The 22,789-nt window shown below is 69.3% G+C and carries 22 protein-coding genes; 4 read left to right on the top strand and 18 right to left on the bottom strand.

Annotated features, from left to right (window positions below; all coding sequences use genetic code 11):
• Positions 1 to 15 precede the first annotated feature (15 nt).
• From CXP56_RS05795 to CXP56_RS05725, 15 genes are all read right to left on the bottom strand, one after another.
• Positions 16 to 1,179, bottom strand: coding sequence for an ABC transporter substrate-binding protein (locus tag CXP56_RS05795; protein ID WP_038045453.1), 1,164 nt, complete (start codon positions 1,177 to 1,179; stop codon positions 16 to 18).
• Positions 1,180 to 1,234: 55 nt separating this feature from the next.
• On the bottom strand, positions 1,235 to 2,971 hold the full coding sequence (locus CXP56_RS05790) for an FAD-dependent oxidoreductase (RefSeq protein WP_084609316.1): 1,737 nt from the start codon (positions 2,969 to 2,971) through the stop codon (positions 1,235 to 1,237).
• Positions 2,972 to 3,858: 887 nt separating this feature from the next.
• On the bottom strand, positions 3,859 to 4,365 hold the full coding sequence (locus CXP56_RS05785; protein WP_051310340.1) for a nuclear transport factor 2 family protein: 507 nt from the start codon (positions 4,363 to 4,365) through the stop codon (positions 3,859 to 3,861).
• Positions 4,366 to 4,369: 4 nt separating this feature from the next.
• Positions 4,370 to 4,816, bottom strand: coding sequence for an acyl-CoA thioesterase (locus CXP56_RS05780; protein ID WP_051310440.1), 447 nt, complete (start codon positions 4,814 to 4,816; stop codon positions 4,370 to 4,372).
• A gap of 5 nt (positions 4,817 to 4,821) precedes the next feature.
• Positions 4,822 to 5,256 (bottom strand): MaoC family dehydratase, encoded by a 435-nt coding sequence (locus tag CXP56_RS05775; RefSeq protein ID WP_245566699.1) that lies wholly within the window; start codon positions 5,254 to 5,256, stop codon positions 4,822 to 4,824.
• Positions 5,253 to 5,687 (bottom strand): hypothetical protein, encoded by a 435-nt coding sequence (locus CXP56_RS05770; protein WP_286900239.1) that lies wholly within the window; start codon positions 5,685 to 5,687, stop codon positions 5,253 to 5,255. The genes CXP56_RS05775 and CXP56_RS05770 overlap by 4 nt, the downstream gene beginning before the upstream one ends.
• Positions 5,680 to 7,233, bottom strand: coding sequence for an AMP-binding protein (locus CXP56_RS05765; protein WP_028848411.1), 1,554 nt, complete (start codon positions 7,231 to 7,233; stop codon positions 5,680 to 5,682). The genes CXP56_RS05770 and CXP56_RS05765 overlap by 8 nt, the downstream gene beginning before the upstream one ends.
• Before the next feature lie 46 nt (positions 7,234 to 7,279).
• Positions 7,280 to 7,684, bottom strand: a complete 405-nt coding sequence (locus tag CXP56_RS05760) for a nuclear transport factor 2 family protein (RefSeq protein ID WP_028848410.1) — start codon at positions 7,682 to 7,684, stop codon at positions 7,280 to 7,282.
• Positions 7,685 to 7,859: 175 nt separating this feature from the next.
• Positions 7,860 to 8,711 carry a mycofactocin-coupled SDR family oxidoreductase gene (locus tag CXP56_RS05755; protein ID WP_038045451.1) on the bottom strand — a complete coding sequence of 284 codons (852 nt, stop codon included), beginning with the start codon at positions 8,709 to 8,711 and terminating at the stop codon, positions 7,860 to 7,862.
• Between the two features lie 16 nt (positions 8,712 to 8,727).
• On the bottom strand, positions 8,728 to 10,479 hold the full coding sequence (locus tag CXP56_RS05750) for a flavin-containing monooxygenase (RefSeq protein WP_038045449.1): 1,752 nt from the start codon (positions 10,477 to 10,479) through the stop codon (positions 8,728 to 8,730).
• Between the two features lie 401 nt (positions 10,480 to 10,880).
• Entirely contained in the window at positions 10,881 to 11,447 is a 567-nt protein-coding gene (locus CXP56_RS05745; protein ID WP_028848407.1) for a nuclear transport factor 2 family protein, read from the bottom strand.
• Entirely contained in the window at positions 11,444 to 11,956 is a 513-nt protein-coding gene (locus CXP56_RS05740; RefSeq protein WP_286900233.1) for a nuclear transport factor 2 family protein, read from the bottom strand. Before CXP56_RS05740 ends, CXP56_RS05745 begins: the two co-directional genes overlap by 4 nt.
• A gap of 9 nt (positions 11,957 to 11,965) precedes the next feature.
• Entirely contained in the window at positions 11,966 to 13,126 is a 1,161-nt protein-coding gene (locus CXP56_RS05735) for an acyl-CoA dehydrogenase family protein (RefSeq protein WP_028848405.1), read from the bottom strand.
• 62 nt (positions 13,127 to 13,188) lie between these two features.
• Positions 13,189 to 14,364, bottom strand: coding sequence for an MFS transporter (locus CXP56_RS05730; RefSeq protein WP_028848404.1), 1,176 nt, complete (start codon positions 14,362 to 14,364; stop codon positions 13,189 to 13,191).
• A gap of 129 nt (positions 14,365 to 14,493) precedes the next feature.
• Entirely contained in the window at positions 14,494 to 14,691 is a 198-nt protein-coding gene (locus CXP56_RS05725) for a ferredoxin (RefSeq protein WP_084609314.1), read from the bottom strand.
• A gap of 161 nt (positions 14,692 to 14,852) precedes the next feature.
• On the opposite strand from CXP56_RS05725, the gene CXP56_RS05720 reads away from it, so the two are divergent.
• From CXP56_RS05720 to CXP56_RS05705, 4 genes are all read left to right on the top strand, one after another.
• The gene (locus CXP56_RS05720; RefSeq protein ID WP_028848403.1) at positions 14,853 to 16,127 is read left to right on the top strand and encodes a cytochrome P450; all 1,275 of its coding nucleotides are present in this window, start codon (positions 14,853 to 14,855) and stop codon (positions 16,125 to 16,127) included.
• Complete coding sequence (locus CXP56_RS05715; protein WP_051310339.1) at positions 16,124 to 17,296, top strand: NAD(P)/FAD-dependent oxidoreductase; 1,173 nt, start codon at positions 16,124 to 16,126, stop codon at positions 17,294 to 17,296. Before CXP56_RS05720 ends, CXP56_RS05715 begins: the two co-directional genes overlap by 4 nt.
• Positions 17,297 to 17,301: 5 nt before the next feature.
• On the top strand, positions 17,302 to 18,567 hold the full coding sequence (locus CXP56_RS05710; RefSeq protein ID WP_156899299.1) for an MFS transporter: 1,266 nt from the start codon (positions 17,302 to 17,304) through the stop codon (positions 18,565 to 18,567).
• Between the two features lie 71 nt (positions 18,568 to 18,638).
• Positions 18,639 to 19,103: a MaoC family dehydratase gene (locus CXP56_RS05705; RefSeq protein ID WP_028848401.1), complete on the top strand. Its 465-nt coding sequence runs from the start codon at positions 18,639 to 18,641 to the stop codon at positions 19,101 to 19,103.
• A gap of 75 nt (positions 19,104 to 19,178) precedes the next feature.
• On the opposite strand, the gene CXP56_RS05700 is transcribed toward CXP56_RS05705, so the two are convergent.
• The 3 genes from CXP56_RS05700 to CXP56_RS05690 form a co-directional block, all read right to left on the bottom strand.
• Positions 19,179 to 20,222: an LLM class flavin-dependent oxidoreductase gene (locus tag CXP56_RS05700; protein ID WP_286900226.1), complete on the bottom strand. Its 1,044-nt coding sequence runs from the start codon at positions 20,220 to 20,222 to the stop codon at positions 19,179 to 19,181.
• Between the two features lie 62 nt (positions 20,223 to 20,284).
• Positions 20,285 to 21,112, bottom strand: coding sequence for an SDR family oxidoreductase (locus CXP56_RS05695; protein WP_028848399.1), 828 nt, complete (start codon positions 21,110 to 21,112; stop codon positions 20,285 to 20,287).
• Between the two features lie 36 nt (positions 21,113 to 21,148).
• Entirely contained in the window at positions 21,149 to 22,726 is a 1,578-nt protein-coding gene (locus CXP56_RS05690; protein ID WP_211227615.1) for an aldehyde dehydrogenase family protein, read from the bottom strand.
• Positions 22,727 to 22,789 lie beyond the last annotated feature (63 nt).

Raw genomic sequence — 22,789 nt, 5'->3', positions numbered from 1 at the left:
CCCCGCGGAACCGGCTCACTGCGCCAGGATCTCCTTGCCGTCCTGCCACTGGACCAGCGCGCCCTCGATGCGGGCGTCGTTGCCCTCGAAGGTCAGGTTCCCCATGGCACCGGTGAAGCCTTCCTTCGCCACCTGGGCCAGGCCTTTGCGGATGCCTTCCCGGGACGAGTCACCCGATGCCTTGATCGCGCGTGCGATGAACCACATCGCGTCGTAGCCGTCGGCGGCGTACGGGTCCGGGTCCTTGTTGAACTTCTTCCGGAACGCCTCGGTGAACGCCGCCGAGGACTCGCCGTCCATCGCGGTGGAGAACGGCACCGGGTAGACCAGGCCGTTGGCGGCGTCACCCGCCTCCTTGATGTTGCCCGCCGCCTGCACCGACGTGGCCACGATCAGGTTGTCGTAGCCGGCGTCCTTCAGCTGGCGCAGCGCCGTCACCGACTGCGGCGCGATGAGCAGCATGACCAACGCGTCCGGGTTCTTCCTGGCGATCTGCTGGGACTGGCCGGCGAAGTCCTGCGTGGTCATCTGCACCGGCAGCGACTGCACGATCTCGATGCCGCGGTCCTTGGCCATCTGCGGCACCCGCTTCTCGCCGAGCTCGGCGAAGGTCGGGAACGTGGCGTTGTACAGCACCGAGATGGTCTTGACGCCCTTCTTGTCGAGGTAGTCCACCGCCAGCTCGTAGTAGGACTCCATCGGCGGGGTGACGCGGAAGGTGTAGTCGTTGATGACCACGCCCTGCCCACCGGCCTGGGTGAACACGGTCGGCACCTTCTGCCTGCCCACCAGCGGCGCGACGGCGGCGGCCTGCTGAGTGGCGGCCGGGCCGATGATGGCGTCGACGTCCCGGTCGCCCATGGCCTTGTTCATCTCGCTGGATGCGCGTTCGATCTCGCCCGCGGTGTCCAGCTTCTGCAGCTCGATCTTGACGCCCTCACCGAGGAAGTTCTGCTGCTCGATCTCCTCGATCGCCAGCTCGGCGCCTTCCGACGCGCCGAGGCCGGCGTAGGCGATCGGCCCGGTCTGGTCCTGGACCTGGGCGATCTTGATGGTCTTCTCGATGCCACCGCCACCGCTGCCCCCCGCTTCGGGGCCGCCACAGGCCGCGGTCGCCACGACCGCGGAGACGGCCAGCCCTGCCAGCAGTGTCCTGCGCTTGCGCGCTGCACTACCCATAGCTCCTCCAACTTGTTCGTGTATGCAGGTCCAGCCGCGACCGCGGCGGACGGGGTCAGGCGACGGGATCGCCGGCGAGTTCATGGCCGATGAGGTAGGCCAGCGTGAGCCCGCGGCCCAGCGCGATGCCCGAGTTGTAGGCGGTCCCGGTGGTCGTCAGCGCCGCCACCGACCCCGCGGCGTAGAGCCCGGGGATCGGTCGTGCGGACTCGTCGAGGACGCGCCCGTCACCGTCGATGTGCACACCTGACGTGCCGATGCCGGTGCCGACGAAACGCAGCCGGAGGCCGTGGAACGGCGGCTGCACGATCGGCCCCAGCACCGGGTTGGGTTCGTGCTCCGGGTCGCCGGCGAACTTGTTGACGTAGTCCACCGTGCCGCGGCCGAAGTCGGGGTCCTCGCCGCGCTCGGCGAAGTGGCTGAACCGCTCGGCGGTGCGAGCCAGCTGCTCGCCGTCGATGCCGAGCCGCGCCCCGAGTTCCTGGAGGGTGTCGGCGGATTCCACCCAACCCTCGGGATACTCGCCACCCGGTGGGGTGGCTGCCAGGCCGTACTTCCTGCGGTGCTGGTCGTCCCAGATCAGGAAGAACGGCAGGTGCTTGTCGTCCGGGTCGAGCGTGCGCCGGCAGATGTCGACCCAGTACGAGTCGTTGCAGTACCGCTTGCCGTGCCGGTCGACGATCATCGAGTGCGGCATGGCGTACTCCGGCCCGTAGCCGAAGCCGGTGCCCACCTGGGAGCGCCAGCCGGGCAGGATCGGCGTGGCGTTGGCCGGGATCTTGACCAGCCGGCCGCCGACCTGGCGGGCCAGCTTGATGCCGTCCCCGCGCAGCGTCTCCGGCGCCACCGACCCCCAGTCCTCCTCGTCCAGCCCGAGCACTTCCCGCACCAGCTCGGGGTCCCAGTCGTAGGTGCTGGTGGCGAGCACGACCGGCCCGCGCAGTTCGACCGTGCCGTCCGGGGCCTGGGCCCGGAGGCCGACCACCTCGCCGTCCTCCTGGATCAGTTCGGTGACCCGGTGCTCGGTGCGGATGTCGATCAGGTCGTGCCGGACGACGCGGGCGAGGAAGCTTGCGACCACACCGGTGCCGTACGTGAGCGGGTCGTCGTGACCGGCCTGCTCGAACGCGGTGCCGTCGGCGAGGCCGAAGGCGGGCAGGCCGGCATGCGACTGCTTGGTCGCCGACCTTTCCTTGCCCGAGTCGTCGACGTAGGTGGCGCGCCGCCCCTTCTCCAGCAGTTCGCGGTAGGTCCTGCCGACCGGGAAGTAGGGGCTGTAGCGGAGCTTTGCCCGCCACGGGCCGAGCACGGAGCCGTCGATGACCTCGTTGGTGAGGTAGCGGCCCTCGGGCAGGGCGCCCTTGGCCTCGTTGTGGTAGTCGGCCAGCCCCGGGATCACGGTCCACCGGATCGCACCGTTGTCCTCGAAGTACTTCATCGCCTGCGGTGCGATGTCGATCCAGCGCAGCAGCGCCTGCTCGTCGAGCACCTCCGGCGCGAAGTGGGAAGCGACGTCACGGATGTAGGTCTCGGTGAGTTCCTTGGAATCGCCGGTGATCCCCTCGCGGACGGCGACGTGGTTGGCTCCGCACCACACCTGTCCGCCGGAATACGCAGCGGCGCCGCCGACCAGCTCTGCCGCCTCCAGGACGACGGCAGGCCGACCGTTGAGCGCACACGTCAGGGCCGTTGCCAGACCGGACAGGCCGGCACCCACGACCAGCACCGGCCGCTGCTCCCCGTGGTCCGTACTCCAGGTCGCCGCACGCTGCTCGACGGGCCTGTTCGCCATGCTCGCTCTCTCCTTTGAGGGCCTTTGAGGGGGCCATGGTGCATGTCACACTGTCGCCCTGAAGAGTGAATATGATGATCAGCGTTGTGTCAATATCCCTGCGCATCATTGGTGCCGATACGTCACCTGTGGCCCGCGCGGCCGGGAATCCGCCGGCACCGACGCGGGCCGGAGGAGCTCGGCGAAGGCGCCGCAGGGACCGGGGACCAACGGACGCTGACGCTGGGGCGAAGCGACCGGGGCTGCAGTGGACACCGACGCCGGATCGCGGCGTCCCGGGAACCCACGGGCACCGGCGCCGGGGCCACTCATCGAGCTACGGCCAGCACCGGTGCCTCGGCGGCCGGAAGGCGACGGAGGCCGCCAGCACAACCAAGGCGCCCACCAGACACGACACCACCCCACGACCAAGACACCCCGAAACCCCGAACACCCACCCGCACCTCGACGACCAGACGACCACGGACACCGCCAGCACAACCAAGGCGCCCACCAGACACGACACCACCACGTGACCGACGCGTCCGAAAGGCACGGACACCGAGCCCACACCTCGACGGCCGCCGAACGACGGAGACCGCCAACGGGCTCCGGCCGTGGCCGGAAAACCACTCCCCCGTGCCCAGACGTCAGGAAGCTCGATCGCCAACCCCAGACTCACGCAGCCAGCAGCGACCGACCGACACCGAGCCGGGGCGTCCAGCAGCCAGCGACACCGCCGCGGAGCCAAGGCGTCCGGGGAACCATGACTCCGACGTCAGGCCTGTGGCGCACATGGAGCTACCGGCCCGGCCCCACGACATCCGGGGCGCCCAGGGGACGCAAGTGCGCCAGCCCCCGTGGCGGTCATGACCTTCCGGCCGTTGGCTGATGCCACCCGTCTCAGGTCAGTGGCCAGCGGCGAGTGGTGTCACTGCGCTGGCGCGTGGCGGCTCGCCCGGGAAGCGCACGCGGTCGGTGTCCGGCAGGGTCGCGGCGTACTCGGTCGCCGAGGTGGCGTAGAGGAAGCGGACCTCGCGGCGGGTGAACACCCAGCGGCCCTCGTGCCGCGCGTACCGGTCGGCATAGCGGTAGGCGGCCAGCAGCACCCCACGAGAAGTGACCAGCTCCGCGTGCCCACTCGACATGCCGGTCGCCTCGTCGTCCCCGGTCAGGTCGACGACCACCGCATGAGGCGTGTGGATCATGCGCCGGAACCCGCGCATCGAGGCGCCCAGCATGGCCGCGATCTCCGGCCACCCGCGCGCGATCTCGCCGTCCCGGTCGAACACGGCGTCCGGGTGGAACATCGTGGCGAGCGCGTCCAGATCGTGGTCGTCCACGGCGAACGCGTACCGGGCCGTGAGGTCACGCAGCGCCTCGCGATCCAGCAGCCGCTGCACCTGGTCGACCACGACGTCACACCTTCACGTCGAACCGCGGTTCCGGCAGGGAGTGCAACGCCTTCAGCAGCCGCTCGGGGATCGCCGCTTTGCTGAAGTCGTCCGGGTTGCGGGCGGCGAACACCATCTGTCCCTTGGTCACCAGCTGATCGCCCCTGGTGAACTCGAAGCCGACGGCATAGGAGCTGGTGCCGATGTGCTCGCTCACCGCCTGGCAGACGATCTCGTCGAAGACCTTGACGGTGTCCAGGTAGCGGCACCCCGAGCTGATCCCCACGGTGACGATGCCGAGGTCGTCGACCATCTGACCACTGCGGATGCCCTTCGAGTACAGCCACGTCGAGTAGCAGCGCTCCATCCAGCGGTAGTAGATGTCGAAGTAGGCGATGCCGACGGTGTCGGTGTCGCCGTAGGCCAGCTGGAAGGCCAGCCGCCCCTCGCTCGGCTCGTGGACCAGGGCCATGCTCACTACTCCTCGATGATCACGTCGGCGGTGCCGGTGAGCACTTCCGCGCCGCCCACCACCACCAGGCTGATGTCACACGTGGCCACCCGGCCGCGCTCGGTGTCCTCGATCGCGGTGACGGTTCCCTGCGCGCGCACCCGGTCGCCCGCCAGCACGTTGCCCCGGAAGCGCACCTGGAACGACAGCAGCCGGTCCCGGCCGCCCGCCCATCTGGCCAGCATCGTCTGCAGATAGCCCATGTTCAACGGGCCCTGGTTGACGGTGCGCTCCGGCATGCCGAGCGCGGCCAGCGCGCGGGGGTCGAAGTGGATCGGATTCGGATCGGCGAGCAGCGCCGTCATCACCTTCATCTTCTCCGGGTCGACCGTGAGCTCCAGCGGCGGAATCTCCGTGCCGACCTGGACGTCGCGGGCCTGGGTGCTGATGTGCTGACTCACGCCGACCTCCGCGGGAAGATGATCGAGTTGAAACACCGGGCCACGTGGTCGCCGGCCAGGTGCAGGTCGAGCTCGTATCCGACGATGTCCATCGTGCCCGCCTTACGGCCGACCTTGCGCTCGACCGAGACCACCCGCCCGGACACACGGTAGGTGGCGCCCATCCGCAGCGGGCGGTACAACGTGGTGCGGTGCTCGCCGAACATCGGACCGTCGTCGGCGGTGGCGTCGAACCAGGCGAAGAACTCGTCCCACGTCAGCCCCCACCCCGACACACCTGCCATCCAGGCGAGTACGGGGTGGGGTACCTCGTCGTACGGGTCGTCGAGCAAGGCGTCCGCGGTGAGCCAGGCACGCCACGGGGCGAGCGTGTACTCACCGCCGGGGAACTCCCGCCCGACCCGGTCGGCGTAGCCGTCCGGCTCAGACATTCCGCTCGCGGCCCTCCCAGTAGGGAGCGCGCAGCTCGCGCTTGAGGATCTTGCCGGTCGGCGCCTTGGGCAGTTCCTTGACGAACTCGACCGAGCGCGGCTTCTGGTAGCTGGCCAGGTGCTTCTTCGCCTGGTCGATGATCTCCTGCTCGGTGGCCTGCTGGCCGGGCTTGAGCACCACGAAGCCCTTGACGACCTCACCCCACTCGTCGTCCGGCACGCCGATCACCGCGCACTCCAGCACCGCGGGGTGGGTGGCGATGGCCTCCTCGACCTGCACCGAGTAGATGTTCTCGCCGCCGGAGATGATCATGTCCTTGGCCCGGTCGACGATGAACACGTAGTTGTCCTCGTCCCACGTGGCGATGTCGCCGGTCCACATCCAGCCGTTGCGCAGCGTCTTCGCGGTGAGGTCGGGACGGTTGAGGTAGCCGATCATGTTGGCCGGGCTCTTGACGATGATCTCGCCGGGCGTCTTGCCGTCCTTGGGCACGTCCCTGCCCTCCGGGTCCACCACCCGCACGGTGGTGATGAAGCCTTCCCGGCCGCACGAGCGCAGCCGCTCCGGGTGGATGCCGTTCAGCGCGTCGATGTGATCCTCCTGGGAGAGGAACGTCATCGTCGTGCCCTCGGTCTGGCCGTAACCCTGGATCAGCGTGCACGGGAACGCGTCCAGCGCCTGCCGGACGATGTGCGACGGCATCGGACCGCCGCCGTACTGGATGTTGCGCAGGCTGGACAGGTCGTAGCTGGCGAAGTTCGGCTCGGCCATCATCCAGTTCAGCATGGTGGTCACGCCGAGGAAGGCGGAGACCTTCTCGCTCTCGATGAGCTCCAGCGCCAGCTTCGGGGCGAAGTTCATCAGCACCAGCGGGCAGCCGTGCTTGAGGTAGTTCATCGCCAGCACGATCGGGATGTGGTACATCTGCCCGGTCAGCATGTACACGTCCGACGGCACGATGCGTTCCGCGACGGTCTGGTTCAGCATCCCGGCCGCGGCGCTGCGGTGGGTGTGCACCGCGCCCTTCGACTCACCTGTCGTACCGCCGGTGTAGAGCACGAAGAACGGGTCGTCCTCGGACACGTGCGCGCTCGGCTCTGGCTCGGCGTCCGACGAGCGGGCGATCAGGTCGTCGAGACTGCCGTCGGAGCCCTCCCCGAAGGACAACGAAGCGGTCAGGTCGACCTCGCGCTCGATCTCCTTGGCCACCGGGAGGAATTCGTTCTGCGTGATGAGCACCTTCGGCGCGGCGTCCTTGACCACCTTGATCAGCTCGGGGGCGGCCAGCCGCCAGTTCAGCGGCTGCGTGACCAGGCCGGCGCGGCCCGCGGCGAAGTAGAGCGCCTGGTACTCCACGCAGTTGCGGGACAGCATCGCCACCCGGTCGCCTTTGGACAAGCCGAGGTCCAGCAGGCCGTTGGCCATGCGGCGCACGAGCTCGTCCAGCTCGCGCCAGGTGACGCGACGGTCGTTGGGGGCGTCGTAGATCGCCTGCCGGGACGGCGTCAGGCGTGCCCACTTGGCAGGAATGAGTCCTTGGTTCATCGCTGGTCTCCGTGGGTTGCCGCGGCTTGTCGGGCTGGTGCTCTGGTCAGTAGGACTTGTCCAGTTCCAGGTGCAGCTTGCGAATCTTGAGCTGCCCTTCCTCCTCGACGATCTCGTTGCGGTAGACCCCGGCCGACAGCAGGGAGATCTCGCCGTTCTCGGTCGCCAGGAGGGTGAGGTAGTGCGTGGTGCGGATGACGTCGGGGTCGGAGTCGTCGATGATCAGGTTGCTGTTGTTGTGCCGACGCTGATCGGTCTGCTGCGCCAGCGAGTCGCGCATCAGCTTCATGATCGCGTCGCGCCCTTCGAACGTCACCGGGTCGCCGCCGGCGATCACCAGGGTGAACACCGCGTCCTTGGTGAAGACCGACTCCATCATGTCCAGATCGGGCAGGTCGTAGGCCAGGGAGTAGCGGTTGAGCAGGTTCTCGATGGCGGCGCGGTCGGACATGACGTCTCCTCACATCCAAAACGGGATAATGCTGAGAACTATACATATGGTTTCTGTCACGAGGCAAGCGCCGTTTCACCTGGTCATGCCCCGCTGCCCATCCATGCGGCCGACGGCGCCGCGAACGCCGGAAGGACTGCGTCGCGCTCCCGGCGGCGGATGGACCGCACCACGATCAATGCACCGACGCACCGCCGTCGACCGGGATCTGGCCCCCGGAGACGTAGTAGGACTCCGGCCCGGCGAGCCAGGCGACGACGTTGGACACGTGCTCCGGCTCGATCCACGCCTTGCCCATCGGGTTCAGGCTCGCGAAGGACGCTTCGGCGTCCTCGGCCTTGGGTTCGTCCAGATCGGGCCGGAACAGCTTGTAGGTGCGGGTGTTCTTCACCATCGGGGTGTCGATCGAGTTGGGATGGATGGTGTTCACCCGGATGCCGTGCGGGCCCAGCTCGTTGGCGAGCACCTTCATCAGGCCGACGATCGCGTGCTTCGTCGTGGTGTACGCCGCCACGTTGGCCAGGCCCTTGAAACCCGCCAGCGAGGCGATGATGATCACCGAGCCACCGGGACCGGCAGCCAGCAGGTGCGGGGCCGCGGCCTTGTACGTGTGCCACACACCCGTCACGTTGACGTCCATCAGCTCGCGCCAGGCGTCCTCACTGACCTCGTGGGTGGCTTCACCGAAGGTGAAGATGCCCGCGTTGGCCACCACGACGTCCAGCCTGCCGAACTTGTCCACGCCCGCGTTCACCGCTGCGGTCAACGCCTCGATGTCCCGCACGTCGGCCTGGGCGGCGTGGATCCGGCCGCCGGCCTGCTCGACCAGTCGTACCGTCTCCGCGAGGTCGTCCGGCGTGGCCAGGTCGTAGAAACCCTCGACGCTGCCGATGGGCGCGCAGATGTCCACGGCGATGATCGCCGCGCCGTCCCGGGCGAGCCGCAACGCGTGGCTGCGCCCCTGCCCCCGCGCGGCTCCGGTGATCAGTGCGACCTTTCCGTCCAGCGGTGCCCCCGGTGCGCTCATGCTGGATTGCCTCCTTTCACCTGGTGCGGGACTCGAGCAGCCCCACCTGATGCGCCTTGATCTGCAGTGCGAGGAACTTGCCGTAGAAGCGGGCCATCGCGAGGTTCCCGCCCATGAACCACAGGCCGTCCTGTCCGGAGCGTCGCCACACGCCCTGCAGCTCGCCCTCGTCGTCCAACCCCCAGACCGGCCCGCACCGGTCCGCGACCTCGTCGCCGAGCAAGCGCCGGGCGGTCTCGCGCATGCCCAGGTAGCCGGTGGCGAAGACGACGACGTCGGCGTCCACCGTGCTGCCGTCCGACAGCTCGAGCCCGGTCGAGGTGAACCGGACCGCCTCGACCCCGGAACGCAGGCCGATCGAGCCGTCGGCGATGAGCTCCGAGCAGCCCACGTTGATGTAGTAGCCGCCGCCGCGTTGCAGGAACAGCTGAAGCGCGCCGGTGCCGTTGATCCCGGAGGTGAGCAGAAAGCCCGCCTTCTCCAGGTCGGCGAGCAGCTCCTTGTCGTGCTCGGCCATGGCCGCCGTGGTGGCCTGGTGCATCTCCGGGGCGCACTTGAACGGGAACGACGCGCCGAGCAGGTCAGCGACGTCGGTCGGCGGGCCGGACTCCTCGTACAGACCGGTCATCGCGATGGCCGACCCGGCGAGGCTGACCACGTAGGTGGGTGACCGCTGGATCATGGTCACCTCGGCGCCGCCGTCGAACAGCTCCTGGGCGAGGTCGTGACCGCTGTTGCCGGTGCCGACGACGACCGCCTTCTTCCCGGAGAAGTCGACGCCGTGCGGGAACTGGCTGGAATGGCAGACGAACCCGCGATACTCGTCCGCGCCCGGCAGCTCGGGCATGTTCGGCTCGGTGCCGCTCACCCCGGTGGCCAGCACCAGGTGCCGCGGGCGAACGGTGCGCTGACTGCCGTCGGCGCGCCGCACGATCAGCGTCCAGCTGTCGCCCTCCCGCACCGCTTCGGTGAGTTCGGAGCCGGTCCAGACGTTGAGTTCCATCGCGTGCGCGTAGAACTCGAGCCAGTCGGCGAGCTTGTCCTTGGGCGTGTAGACCGGCCAGTTCGGCGGGAACGGGAGGTACGGCAGGTGGTCGTACCACACCGGGTCGTGCAGAACGAGGGAGTCGTAGCGGTTGCGCCACCCGTCCCCGACGCGCTGATGGCGCTCGATCACCAGCGTCGGGACGCCGAGGCAACCCAGCCGCGCCGCCAGGCCGAGGCCGGAGTGGCCCGCCCCGACGATCACCACCTCCGGGTCGCCGTCGGTGAACTCCCGCTGCCGTTCGCGGGCCTCGGGCCAGGTCCTTGCTTGCCCGTCGACGCCGTCGAACGGCCGCCGTGTGCCGACCCGCTCCTCATGCCCGATCAGCTCGTCCATCGCGGTGAGCAGCGTCCACGCGCGCCAGGCGCCGTCCCGCTCCACGAGCCGGAGGACCCCGCGTCCTCGCGCGACGGTGGTACGGAACTCGAAGAGGGCTTGCACCCACGGCTCCGCACCGGCCTCCACCAGCGTCGGACGGTCGAGCAGGGTGAAGGTCACGTCGCCCATGCGAGGCGCCTCGGTGATCCTGGCCGCCAACGCCTGGTGCCCGTGCGCCGTACGCAAGTCCCAGGTGAAGGCGAGCAGGTCTCGCCACCAGGCATCCGAGTGGAACAGCTCCGCCGTCGCGCCGGCCGCGCCGTCACGCAGTGCACTCTGCAACCGGTCGAGCCACGTACGCACTGTGGCGTCAAGGTCCGGAACGACCTGCTGATCGAGCGTCACCGTCGACCCCAATCCTGATATCGGTAATCATGAATATTGAGGGCAGTGAAGCAAATCACGATCAACACTGGCAAGACTCCGTTCGGACGCTCGAGCTGCGACGGCTGACCTACAGGTCACTCGCGCGCAAGCGCCTGACCTGCGACGATGCCGAGTGGCCCGCTCGCGCTCAGCGGCACGGGACGGCGCCGGACCTCGCTCGACGACGCGGGAAACCGCCGGGCCGCTCAACGATGCCGGACGCCACCAGGGCCACGACCAACCACACAGGAAACCCGCCGAAACCACGCTCGACGACCCAGGACACCACCCGGCCACCCAACGACGCCGGACACAACCACGGCCACGACCAACCACACAGGAAACCCGCCGGGCTGCGCCCGGCGCGATCACCGCTGCCCCTAGCCGGTGTAAAACGCGCGCAGCCAGTCCAGGTCGTGACCGTGCAGCACGGACGGCCAGTCGGCCGGGCGCGGGTCGCCGTAGACCAGGCTGCGGTTCTCCGTCTTCAACACCTCGGCGTACTGAGTGACGGGCAGGTAGTACATGTAGCCCATCACCCGGTCGGCGATCCGCCAGCCGCGCTCGGTGCGCCGGTAGACGTCGCGGTAGCGGAGCGCCACGACCATGGTTTCGCCCTGCCGGACCAGCTCGGCGTGCCCGCTGACTAGACCCCGCGCGACATCGGGGTCGCCGTCGTCGAAGCGCGGGATGACCGAGTGGACGAAGTGGTGGGTGGGACCGAGCGCGTCGAACCTGGCCTGGTAGACCCGCGCGATCTCGTCGAGGCCGGTGGCGTCGAACACGCCGTCGTCCGAGCCGAGGTGAGCGTCTTCGGTGAACAGGCTGTCCAGCCCGGTGAGGTCGCGCTCGTCCATCACGAACCCGTAGAGGTGCACGAGGTCGTGAATGGCCAGCCGGTCCTCGATCCGGCGCAGCCGCTGCTCGATGGTCTGCTGCGTGCTCATCGCACTCGCTCCCCTCCGTGCTCGGTGGTGGTGACGCGACGCGGCAGCGGGCCGAACGAAGTGACGTCCGCGGGCACCAACGCGTCCTCGGGCACGATGGCGATGCCGGTGACCGAGATGCGCTTCGCCGCGATCCGCCACTCGCCGTCGGCTTGCACGATGTCGTTGCGATACCGGCCCCACACCTGGCGCGCCTCGCCCGTGCGGTGTGTGGTGATCACCCAGAAGCACGCGTCCACCTGGTAGCGCTCCCCACCGAGCGGCGAGACCTGCAGGTTGGTGAGCATGTGCTGGGCGAGCTCGACGTCGGATGCCGCGAACTCGCGGTAGAGATCGAGGAACGCCTCGCGCCCCTTCCGGTTGCCCTGCACCCTGACCAGCTCCACGTCGTCGGTCACCAGGCAGGCGAGCCCGTCGACGTCCTTGGCGTCGACCAGTGCCTGATAGCGGTGCATCAACTCGGCCGCGGCGTGGAACACCTCGAGCCGTTTCAGCAGTGCCTGATCCATGCCGGCGTCCTAGTAGCTCCGCGGCAGCCCGAGCACGTGCTCGGCGATGTAGTTGAGCACCATCTCCTGGCTGATCGGGGCGATGCGGTTGAGCCGCGCCTCGCGGAAGTAGCGCTCGACGTGGTACTCGCGGGCGTAGCCGTATCCGCCGTGCACGTTGATCGCCACGTCGGCCGCGTGGAAGCCCGCCTCGCTGGCCAGGAACTTGGCTTCGTTGGCCTCGCGCCCGCACGGAATGTCGTTGTCGATCATCCAGGCGGCCTTGTCGCAGATGGCGGTCGCGGCGTCCAGCCGGATCCTGGCCTCCGCGAGCTGGCCGGAGATGAGCTGGTTCTTGCCGATCGGACGGCCGAAGACGACCCGTTCGTTGGCATAGGCCACGGCCCGGCGCAACGCCGCTTCGCCGAGGCCGAGCGCGGCATTGGCGGAGATCACCCGCTCGGCGTTCAGCCCGCTCAGGATCACCTTGAAGCCCTCACCGACCTCGCCGATGACGTCCTCGTCGGGGACGAACAGGTCGTCGATGAACAGCTCGTTGGTGTCCACCGCGTGCCTGCCCATCTTCGGGATCTCGCGAATGGTGACGCGTTCCCGATCCATGGGCGCGAACATCAGGGTGAGGCCGCGATGCCCCTTGCCCTCCCGCGGCGAGGTGCGGACCAGCAGGAACATCCGCTCCGCCTCCTGCGCCTTGGTGATCCACACCTTCTTGCCCGACACCAGCCAGCCGCCGTCGACCTTGCGCGCCTGGGTGGTCAGGTTGAGCGTGTCGGTGCCCGCATCCGGCTCGGTCACGGCGAACGAGACGTGCAGGTCACCGGCCGCCGCACGGGGCAGGAAACGCTTCTTGAGATCTTCGCTGCCGTGCCTGATCAGCGGCTCGAAACCGAAGATGCCGATGTGCACGGCGGAGCAGCCCGCCATGCCCGCTCCGGACGCGGAGATCTCCCGCTCGACGATCGCGGCCTCGCTGACCCCGAGGCCACCGCCGCCGTACTCCTCCGGGATGGTCAGGCCGAGCCAGCCGGCATCCGCGACCGCTTGGTAGAACTCCCACGGGAACTCGTGCTTGACGTCCTTCTCCATCCAGTAGTCGTCGTCGAAGCGAGCACACATGGCTCGCACCGCCTCCCGGATGGATTCGTGGGTCTCGTTCACGCCGAAGTCCATGGCGTCTCCCGCTCTCGCCAGCCGAATTTCATTATCACTATTATCACTAAGTGGCGGTCGCGTCACCCCCTGAGCGACGACCGCGGCGCGGCGGCACGGCGCCCTCCCCGGCGGACGAGGACCATGGCGGCCACCGTGGCCACGGCCATCGCCGCCCACGCCCAGCCCCGGCCACCGGCGTCCGACAAGGCACCGAAGGCGCTCGGCCCCACCGCGGATCCGATACCGCTGCCCAGCTGGACCGTGCCGCTGGCCGCGCCGGGAGCGGACACCGTGCGCACCACGGTGATGAGCAGCAGGGCGGGCCATGTCCAGGCGGCAACGAGCGCGAGTACGACGCCTGCGACCACCACCGCCCGCCACGGAGCACCTGCCCCTTCGCCGGCATCGAGACCGGTGACGCCGACAGCCACCAGCCCCAGCGTGATCCCGGCGAGCGCCATCACGGCCAGCAACGGCGTCACGTCGGAGGCCGGGCGCGTGTCGAGAAACCGCCCGGCGGCCACCCGGACGACGACGGCGAGCAGGCTTCCGCCGGACACCACACCCGCCGCCACGACCGGTGACAGTCCGGCGGAAACCAGCGTGAGGACGGCGAAACCGGTGATCGTCGCCACCGAGAAGGTACCCAGCCCGGCGGCGACGGCCATGGGCGCGATGACACTTCGCTCAGCGCGCCGGACGACCGGGGACGAACGGGAGACGGAGCGCGAGCGGGCCCGGTGCCCCCGAGCGCCGCGCCACGCCAGCAGCAACACGACAGCCGGCAGCACCAGGACGGCCGCCATGGCCGCGCGCCAGCCGAGCAGGTGAGCCAGCCAGGGCAGCGTGACCCCGGCCGCGGCCATCAGCAGCGGCGGAGCCGTCTGCTTCATCCCCAGCACCGAGGCATGACGCGCGGGCGGCACGAGCTCGACCACGACCAGGTTGCTGGTCGGCGAGCAGAGGCCGTAGCCGACACCGCTGATCGCGAACACGACCAGCAAGGCGACCCAGGAGTCGACGACCAGCGCACAGCTCGCCAGACAGGCCGCCGTCACCAGCGCACCCACCCGGACGCCTGCCGGCCAGCCGACCCGGTCGACCCACCTTCCGGCCACCGGCGCCGCCACGGCCGTCACGGCCCAGAAGGCCGAGACGACCAGGCCCAAGCCGGCGTCGCCCAGGTTCAGGTCGACGGTGACGTCGACGGCCAGGACACCAAGACACGTCGGGACCGCGATCGCCGTGGCGAGCACCCCGAACGCGAGCAGGCCCGCCGCCCACCCCCGGGACCCCCGAGGGCCAGGGCCACGGGCCGTGGCGGAGCCTCCCAGGCGCCGTGCCCGGGAGCTCTGCCGGATCATGCCGACCGACGGCCGACGCCGTCAGTCCTCGATACGCAGCGCAAGCTCCGGACAGGATTCGACACCGAGCGCGGCCTTGTCCTCCAGATCCTCGGGGATGTCGCCGTCGTACTTGACGATGACCTGTCCCTCGTCCTCGGTGACGCCGTAGACCTCCGGCGCCGACATCCGGCACAGGCCGTGACCCTGACATTTGTCCAGGTCGGCGATAACTCTCATGAATGGTCCTCCTGACTCGTCACACCACGGTGCCGGTCCGTACCGCCCGGGAGCAACGCCGTGTCGCCGTTACTCTTTCGCTTGACGCCGGGCTGCGTATAACCATTATCATGGTAGTTCCCGTCACAGGGAACCCCTTGGCCTCGAGAAGGATGGATTCGATGTCCGACCAGCAGCGTTGCCCTGTCGTCCAGTTCGACCACCACTCGGCCGAACACGCCAAGGACCACGTGGCCATCTACCGCAAGCTCCGGGAGGAAACCCCGGTCGCCTGGACCGAGGCCCACGGCGGCTTTTGGGTTCTCTCCAGTTACCAGGCGGTCTTCGAGGCTTCACGCGACGACGACACGTTCTCCTCGGGGCGGCACGACGAGTACGGCGGCCCAGGCCTGTCGGTGACCATTCCCAAGGCGCCCACCGCGTTCCACATCCCGATCGAGCTCGACCCGCCGGAGTTCCGCCCGTACCGCAAGGTGGTCAACCAGGTCACCGCGCCCGCCGCGGTGGAGAAGCTGCACGACACCATCAAGCACTACGTCACGGGCTTCATCGACACCATCATCGAGAAGGGCGAGGCCGACCTGGCCGTCGTGGCAGGCGTGCCCGCGGCGGTGACCATCGACTGGCTGGGCTTGGATCCCGCGCAGTACCAGCAGTACGTCGACGCGATGCACACGCTGGTCTCGGCCGCCCCCGGGTCGCCGGAGTACCAGCACGCCGCCGAGGTGGCGGTCCCGTGGGTGAACAAGACGGTTCGCGAGCACATCGCCTACCGCCGCAAGCACCCCGCGGACGACGCCACCACGCACTTCATCAACGCCGAGGTCAACGGCCGCAAGATGACCGACGACGAGATCTACTCGATCCTCGAGCTGGTCATCTCCGGCGGGGTCGGCACCACCGCGTCGCTGGTGACCCAGGCGCTGGTGTGGCTGTACCAGAACCCCGGCGAGCGGCAGCGCCTGATCGACGACCCGTCGATGATCGACATCGCGGTCGAGGAATTCCTCCGGGTCTTCTCCCCGACCCAGGCGCTGGCCCGCACGGTCATGAAGGACGTCGAGTTCCACGGCTGCCCGATGCGCAAGGGCGACCGCGTGCTGCTGTCCTGGGCGTCGGCGAACCGGGACGCCGCGCAGTTCAAGGACCCCGACAAGGTCGACATCACCCGGTGGCCGAACCGGCACGTCGCCTTCGGGATCGGCATCCACCGCTGCGCAGGCTCCCACCTCGGCAAAGCCATGGCGCGGGAGATGATCCGCCAGGTGCTGGCTCGCATGGGTGACTACGTCGTCGACATGGACAACCTCGTCACCTACCCCGACCAGGGAACCAACGCGGGCTACCACCGCATCCCGGTGACGTTCACGCCCGGCAAGCGGCTGCTCGGCGACAAGCCGCTGTTCCCCGACCACTACACCAGGTCAGGCAAGTGAGCGGCGGAGCCAACGGCCAGGCGGTACTCGATCCGGAGAACGGAAACGTCGTGGTGGTCGGCGGCGGCCTGGCCGCCGCGCGGCTCTGCGCCGCCCTGCGCCGCAAGAAGTTCACCGGCCGCATCACCGTGCTCAGCGCCGAAGAGGTTCCGCCGTACGACCGGCCGCCGCTGTCCAAGGCCGTCCTGGCCGGCGAACGCGACGACGCCCCACTGCCCTTCGACACCGAGAAGCTGGGCGTCGGCCTGCGCCTGGGCACTCGGGCCGTCGGGCTGGACACCACCGCCCGCACGGTCCACACCGAGGCCGGTGAGATGCCCTACGACGCGCTGGCGATCGCGACCGGCGCGACGCCGCTGCGGTTGCCCGGCGACGGACCCCAACGGACCCTGCGCACCCTCGGCGACGCACTCGCCCTGCGCAAGGAGCTGGTGCCCGGTGCGCGTGTGGTGATCGTCGGGGCTTGCTGGATCGGCGCCGAGGTGGCCACCGCCGCCAAGGCCGCCGGCTGCCACGTGACCTGCCTCGAGCTCGGTGCGCAGCCGTTGGGCGGAGCGCTCGGCGAGGAGGTCGGCGCGGCGACGCGCCCGTGGTGGGACGGCATCGATCTGCGCACGTCCACCGCCGTGCAGTCGGTCGAAGCGGACGGCGTGCACCTCGCCGACGGCACCGTCCTGGCGGCCGACGTCGTCGTCACCGGCATCGGTGTGCGGCCCGACCTGGGCTGGCTGGCCGATTCCGGCATCGCCACCGATCGCGGGATCCTGACCGACACCCGCTGCCGCACCTCCGTCCCGGGTGTGGTTGCGCTCGGTGACGTGGCGCAGCGCTGGACCGCGCACACCGGTACCCACCGACTGGTCGAGCACTGGGACGAAGCGAGCACGGCCGCCACCGCGGCAGCGGCCAGCTTGCTCGACTGGGAGCAGGGCCCCGAGCACGATCCGGTCCCCTATTTCTGGTCCGATCAGTTCGGGCGCAAACTGCAGTACGTCGGCGTCCACGGCCCAAATGACGACCTGACCGTCGACACCGCCGACGACGGCTCGCTGCTGCGGGCGGTGTGGAGCCGGGACGGGGTGCTCACCGCCTGGCTCGGGGTCGACCTCAGCAAGGACCTGGTCAAGGCCCGCACCGCGGTGGGCGGCCCGGTCTCCGCCTTGGCGTGATCCGGGTGGGTGGGCCCGAGGCAGGCATGGCCACCGACCCCACCGTGGCAGGCGCCCCGGCCCACCCCGTCCGCCAGCCGGCCCGGCGCCTGTCGACGTGGCTGGCGCTGGCGCTGGTCGTCGCGACCGGGGTGAACCTGCGTGCCATCTTCGGCGTGACACCGCCGCTGGTGCCGGTGATCAGCGACGAGCTGTCGCTCAGTGCGACCGAGGCGAGCTTGCTGACCTCCGTGCCGATCCTCGCCATGGCGGTCTGCGCTCCCCTCGGGCACGCGCTCACCTCCCGGCTCGGCACGGATCGCGCGATGATCGCCCTGCTCGCCTTGCTCGGCGTCGCCGAACTCTCCCGCCTGATGATGGACGCGGTGGTGCCGCTGATCGTCTCGGCCGGCCTCATCGGCGGGGTGCTGGGCGCGACCTCCACCCTGGTGCCCGCGTTCATCGCGCACTACCTGCCCCGGCTGCGCGGCATGGCCACCGGCATCTACTCCACCTCCATGGCGCTCGGCGTCGGGCTGGCCGCCGGGACGGCACAACCGGTCACCGACCACCTCGGTGGTTGGCGGGTCGCGCTGTCGGTGTGGGGCGTGGCGGCCTTGGCCCTGGTGGCAGCCATGATCGGGGTGCGAGCCACGGGACGGGGGATGCCGCGCGCCGACGGCAGGCGCCGCCGGGTCTCGCTCCCGCTCCGAGAGAAGCGCGCCTGGTTCGTCTCGGCCGTCTACTGCGTGCCGATGTTCCTCGGCTTCGGGGTGATCGCCTGGCTGCCCAGCCTCTTCATGGAGCACGGCATCGGCTCCGGGCTCGCCGCGTTCTACCTCGTGCTGTTCCAGGGCGTCCAGCTGGTGTCGATGCTGACCCTCACGCCGCTGACCGACCGCACCCCCAAGCGCCGCGGGGTCTTCGCGACCGTGATGCTCGCCGCCACGCTCGGCCTGCTGCTGCTCAGCCTGCAACCGCACGCGTGGGCCCTGCCCGGCGCCCTGCTGGCCGGGTTCGGTATCGGCGGAGCCAGCAGCCTGGCCCTGGTCACGGTGCAGGACGAGGCGACCTCGCCGGAGGACGCCACCCGGCTCAGCGCGATGTCCATGCTGTTGTCGTTCACCGCGGGTGCCGCCAGCCCGTTCCTGATGGGCGCGCTCTCCGACCTGACCGGCGGCCTCGGGCCGAGCTTCTGGCTGTGTTTCGCGGTCAGCGCCGCCGGGATCCTGCTGCTCGTCGGGATGCATCCCGCGGAACGCCGAACGCACTCCACCACGAGCTTCTCCTAGAAACAATATTCATCATTGTCCTAAAATTGCGGTGTCTCCTGCGACAGCGGACGAGCACGAGAGGAGCAGCCATGCCCGGCATGTGGTTCGAAGAGTTCGAGGAGGGGCAGGAGTTCAAGCACCCCTGGCGCCGCACGGTGACCGAGGCGGACAACATCCTGTTCACCTCGCTCACCATGAACCCGGCCCCGATCCACCTGGACGCCGAGTACATGGCGACCCAGCCGTACGGCCAGCGGCTGGTGAACAGCCTGTTCACCGCGGGCCTGATCGGCGGGATGATCGTCTACGACCTGACCATGGGCACGACGCTGGGCAACCTCGGCTACACCAAGTTCGACTTCCCCAACCCGGTCTTCCACGGCGACACGCTGCGCGCCGAGACCACCATCCTGGGCAAGCGGGAGTCGAAGAGCCGCAGCGACGCCGGCATCGTGTACTTCGAGCACCGCGGCTACAACCAGCGCGACGAGCTGGTGCACATCGCCCACCGGGCCGGGTTGATGCTCAAGCGCCCCACCGACGCGAAGTCCTGACACCACGAGGGGCCCCAGGTCACCGAATCGGCCTGGGGCCCCTCATGTGGTGCCTGACCACGGAGGGAAGCGAGATCAGGCAGGCTGTTTCGCCGCCAGCTCCTCGAACCCGATGCTCTGCAGGTCCTTCAGCGGCTCGACCACCTCGCGGCCGACCTCCTCCAGGTAGGCGGCGGTCTGCTCGGCGTCCATTCCCGGCCAGTGCGGGCGGACCAGCAGCGGCCCGATCGGCAGCCGACCGGCGATCTCCCTGATCTGCGCGCGGACTTGCTCGCCGTTGCCCAACAGCACGTGTTCCCGCACGTTCGCCAGGAAGTCCCGCTCGACCCGTTCTTTGTCCAGCAGCTGCATGCCCTGGCCCGCATACGAAACGTACTTGACCCGCGCCACCTCGGCGAACTTGTGCAGGGCGTCCTCCGGGTCGGTGCCCAGCTGCAGCTCCCGGCGCAGCGGGAACTTCGTCAGCGGCAGGCCGTACTTCGTGCGCTCGTCGATGTACGCGCCGATCAGGTCCTCGACCTGATCGATCGTCTGCTGCGGGGTGATCGTCCAGACGTCGCCGTGCCGGGCGGCCCGGCGCACTCCCGTCTCCTTCATCGCCCCCAGCCAGATGGGCGGGCGCGGCTTCTGGACCGGGTGCAGGTGGGTCGGCCGGTCCTCGATGTGGAAGAACGTGCCGTGGTGGGTGACCCGGTCCTGCGTCCAGACCTTCGTCATCACCTCGATGAGTTCCTCCAGCAGCGCGTAGCGCCGCTTGAAGGGCTTGCCGAAGACCTCGTACTCGTGCTCGAGGTAGCCGGTGCCGATGCCGACCACGAGCTTGCCGCGGGTCACCACGTCCAGGGTGGCCAGGTCCTCGGCCAGCTGCACCGGGTGGTGCAGCGGGCCGATCAGCACGGTCGTGCCGATCTTGACGTGGTCGTCCAGCTCCGCCGCCAGCCGCGCCAGCAGCGGCACCGGCTGGAACCAGCGAAACCCGTCGTAGAGAAAGTGCTGGCCGATGGTCAGGTAGGTGAAGCCGGCCTTCTGTGCGGCCTCCACCTTGCGCAGCATCAGGTCGAGGTGTTCCTCCGGAGGCGTGGAGACCGGCTGGTCCCCCATCAGGATGCCGAATTCCATCTGTCGTCTCTTTCCGGCCCGCCCGACCGGGCCGGACGGGCGGGCCTGCTCACTGCACCCGGTCAGACCAGCAGTGTCCCCATGTCCACGGCGAGCGCCTGCCCGGTCACGAAGCGCGCCTCGTCGGAGCACAGCCACAGCACCGCGTTGGTGATGTCCTCGGGCTCGACCGGACCATGGTCCATGACATTGGCCATCCAGCCACCCGGCGCGTCGTCGGCCAGGTCGGCGCCGAAGAACTCGTTGTCGATCATCTTGGTGCGCACACCGGCGGGGATGACGGTGTTGACCCGCACGCCGTACTTGCCGAGCGCCATCGCGAAGTTCCGCATCAGCGCGAGCACGCCGTGCTTGGCCGCGCCGTAGCCCATCTGCCCGGGATTGAGCATCTCCGGCTTGTAGGCGACCCCGCGGAAGCTGGAGGTGGAGCCGGTGATGCAGATGGCGCCGCCGCGCCCGCGCTCGATGAGCCCGGGAGTCACCGCGCGGAGCAGGTAGTAGACGCCGCTCAACATGGTCGCGACGGTGTCGTGCCACGCCTGGATGTCGTGCTTGCGCTCGCCGTAGCTGGCCATGATGCCCGCGTTGGCGAGCACGATGTCGATACCGCCGAAGCGCTCCTCGGTCGCGGCCACGGCCGCCTCGACGGCCGCCTGGTCCCGGACGTCGCACTGGATCGCCAGGACCTCGGCGCCGAGTTCCTTCAGCTCCTGCTCGGTCCTGGACAGGTCCTCGAGCGTCGACATGGGGTAGACGACGGTGTCGATCTGATCCGCGATGTCCAGGATCGCGACGTTCGCGCCCTCCTTCGCCAGGCGCAGCGCGTGCGATCGGCCCTGCCCCCTGGCGCCGCCGCTGATGATGGCCGTCTTGCCCTCGAAACGTCGCATGGTTTCTCCCACTTGTGCTGCTGCCCTTCGACTGGCTCAGGTCCCCGGCGGGCGGGTGATGCCGGCGAGGGCGTACTGGATGTGCTTGACCTCGAAGAACTCGGCGAAGCCGTCCTCACCCAGCTCACGGCCGACGCCGCTCCGGCCGGGACCGCCCCACGGGGCGTCGGGACGCATGCCCGACCCGCCGTTGACGGTGACCGTGCCTGCCCGCACCCGGCGAGCGACCGCGATCGCCTCGTCCAGCGGGCCGAAGACATTGCCTGCCAGGCCGTAGCGGGTGTTGTTCGCAAGCTCGACCGCGTGGTCGACGTCGCGGTAGCCGAAGATCATGCCGATCGGCGCGAAGAACTCGGTGTCCGCCAGCGGATCGTCCGGGTCGACGTCGCGCAGCAGGCCGGGGCGCAGGTAGTGCCCGGTGGTCAGGCCCTCCGGTCGGCCGCCGCCCGCACCCCAGCGCGCGCCACGGCCGAGCAGCTCGTCGACCCAGCCCTCGACCTTGGCCCGGTGCGCCGCGGAGATGACCGGTCCGACGACCGTGTCCTCCTCCAGCGGATCGCCGACCTTGATCGTCTTGATGAAGTCGTCGGCCAGGCGGCAGAACTCGTCGATCCGATCCTCGGGCACCAGGATCCGGCTCCACGCCGCACATCCCTGCCCGGCGTTGCGGGCGAACCGCAGGATCGAGGCGGCGACTGTGGCGGGCAGGTCCGCGCTGGGCAGGATGATGTTGGGGCTCTTCCCGCCGAGTTCGAGCACGGCCTTGCTGATGGAGCCGAGCGCGCCCTGCGACATCACCCGGGCGCCGACGGCGTCGGACCCGGTGAACGACACCATGTTCACGTCCGGGTGGCTGGTCAGGTGAATGCCGATGTCCGGGCCGCCCACGACCAGGTTCACCACGCCGGGCGGCAATCCGACCTCGTCGAGCAGCTCGAAGACCCGCAGCGTGGTCCACGCACCCTGCGGAGAGGGCAGCACGACGGTGGTGCACCCGGCGGCGATGGCCCCGCCGAGCTTCCACACCAGCAGGTTCAGCGGGTAGTTGTACGCGGGCAGGCAGGCGACCACGCCGACCGGCTCGTAGCACAGCAGACTGCCGGAGGCGACCGGGTTGTGGTAGTGCGGAAGGGCCTGCTCGTAGCCGCCCCGAGGCCCCTTCACGGCCATCTGGGCGTACCAGCGCAGCACCTCGATGGGCCCGCCGACCTGCATCGACCGGCACGCGGCGATCGGCGTGCCGACTTCCGAGGCGATCAGCCGGGACAGCGGTTCGCGCTCGCGCTCGAGGATGTCGGCGAACCGGTTCAGCGCGTCCGCCCGCATCTGCGGCGTCCACGACCGCCACTCCGACGATTCGGCGAACGCTTTCCGCGCCGCGGCGACGGCCTGATCGACCTGCTCGGTGGAGCTGGTCACCGTCTCGCCGAGGACCTGCTCGGTGGACGGGCTCACCGACACGTACGACTCGCCGGAAGCGCCGTCGACCCAGGCTCCGTCGATGTAGGTGCTTGCCGCCCGCTTCTCCACTGCCATGGTGGCCACTCCCTCGCCTCCTCGCGCTACCCCGGGGAGCACGCTCTGCGCCACCCTGACCATAGCAATGATGTTCATGGTTGAGAAGGGTTCGGCGAACCCTCGAGCTTGACGATCTCCCCACCTTTCCTAGGATTGATT

Source organism: Thermocrispum sp., assembly GCF_002919275.1.
Classification (GTDB): Bacteria; Actinomycetota; Actinomycetes; order Mycobacteriales; family Pseudonocardiaceae; genus Thermocrispum; species Thermocrispum agreste.
This window is presented reverse-complemented; position numbering and strand designations above follow the sequence as displayed.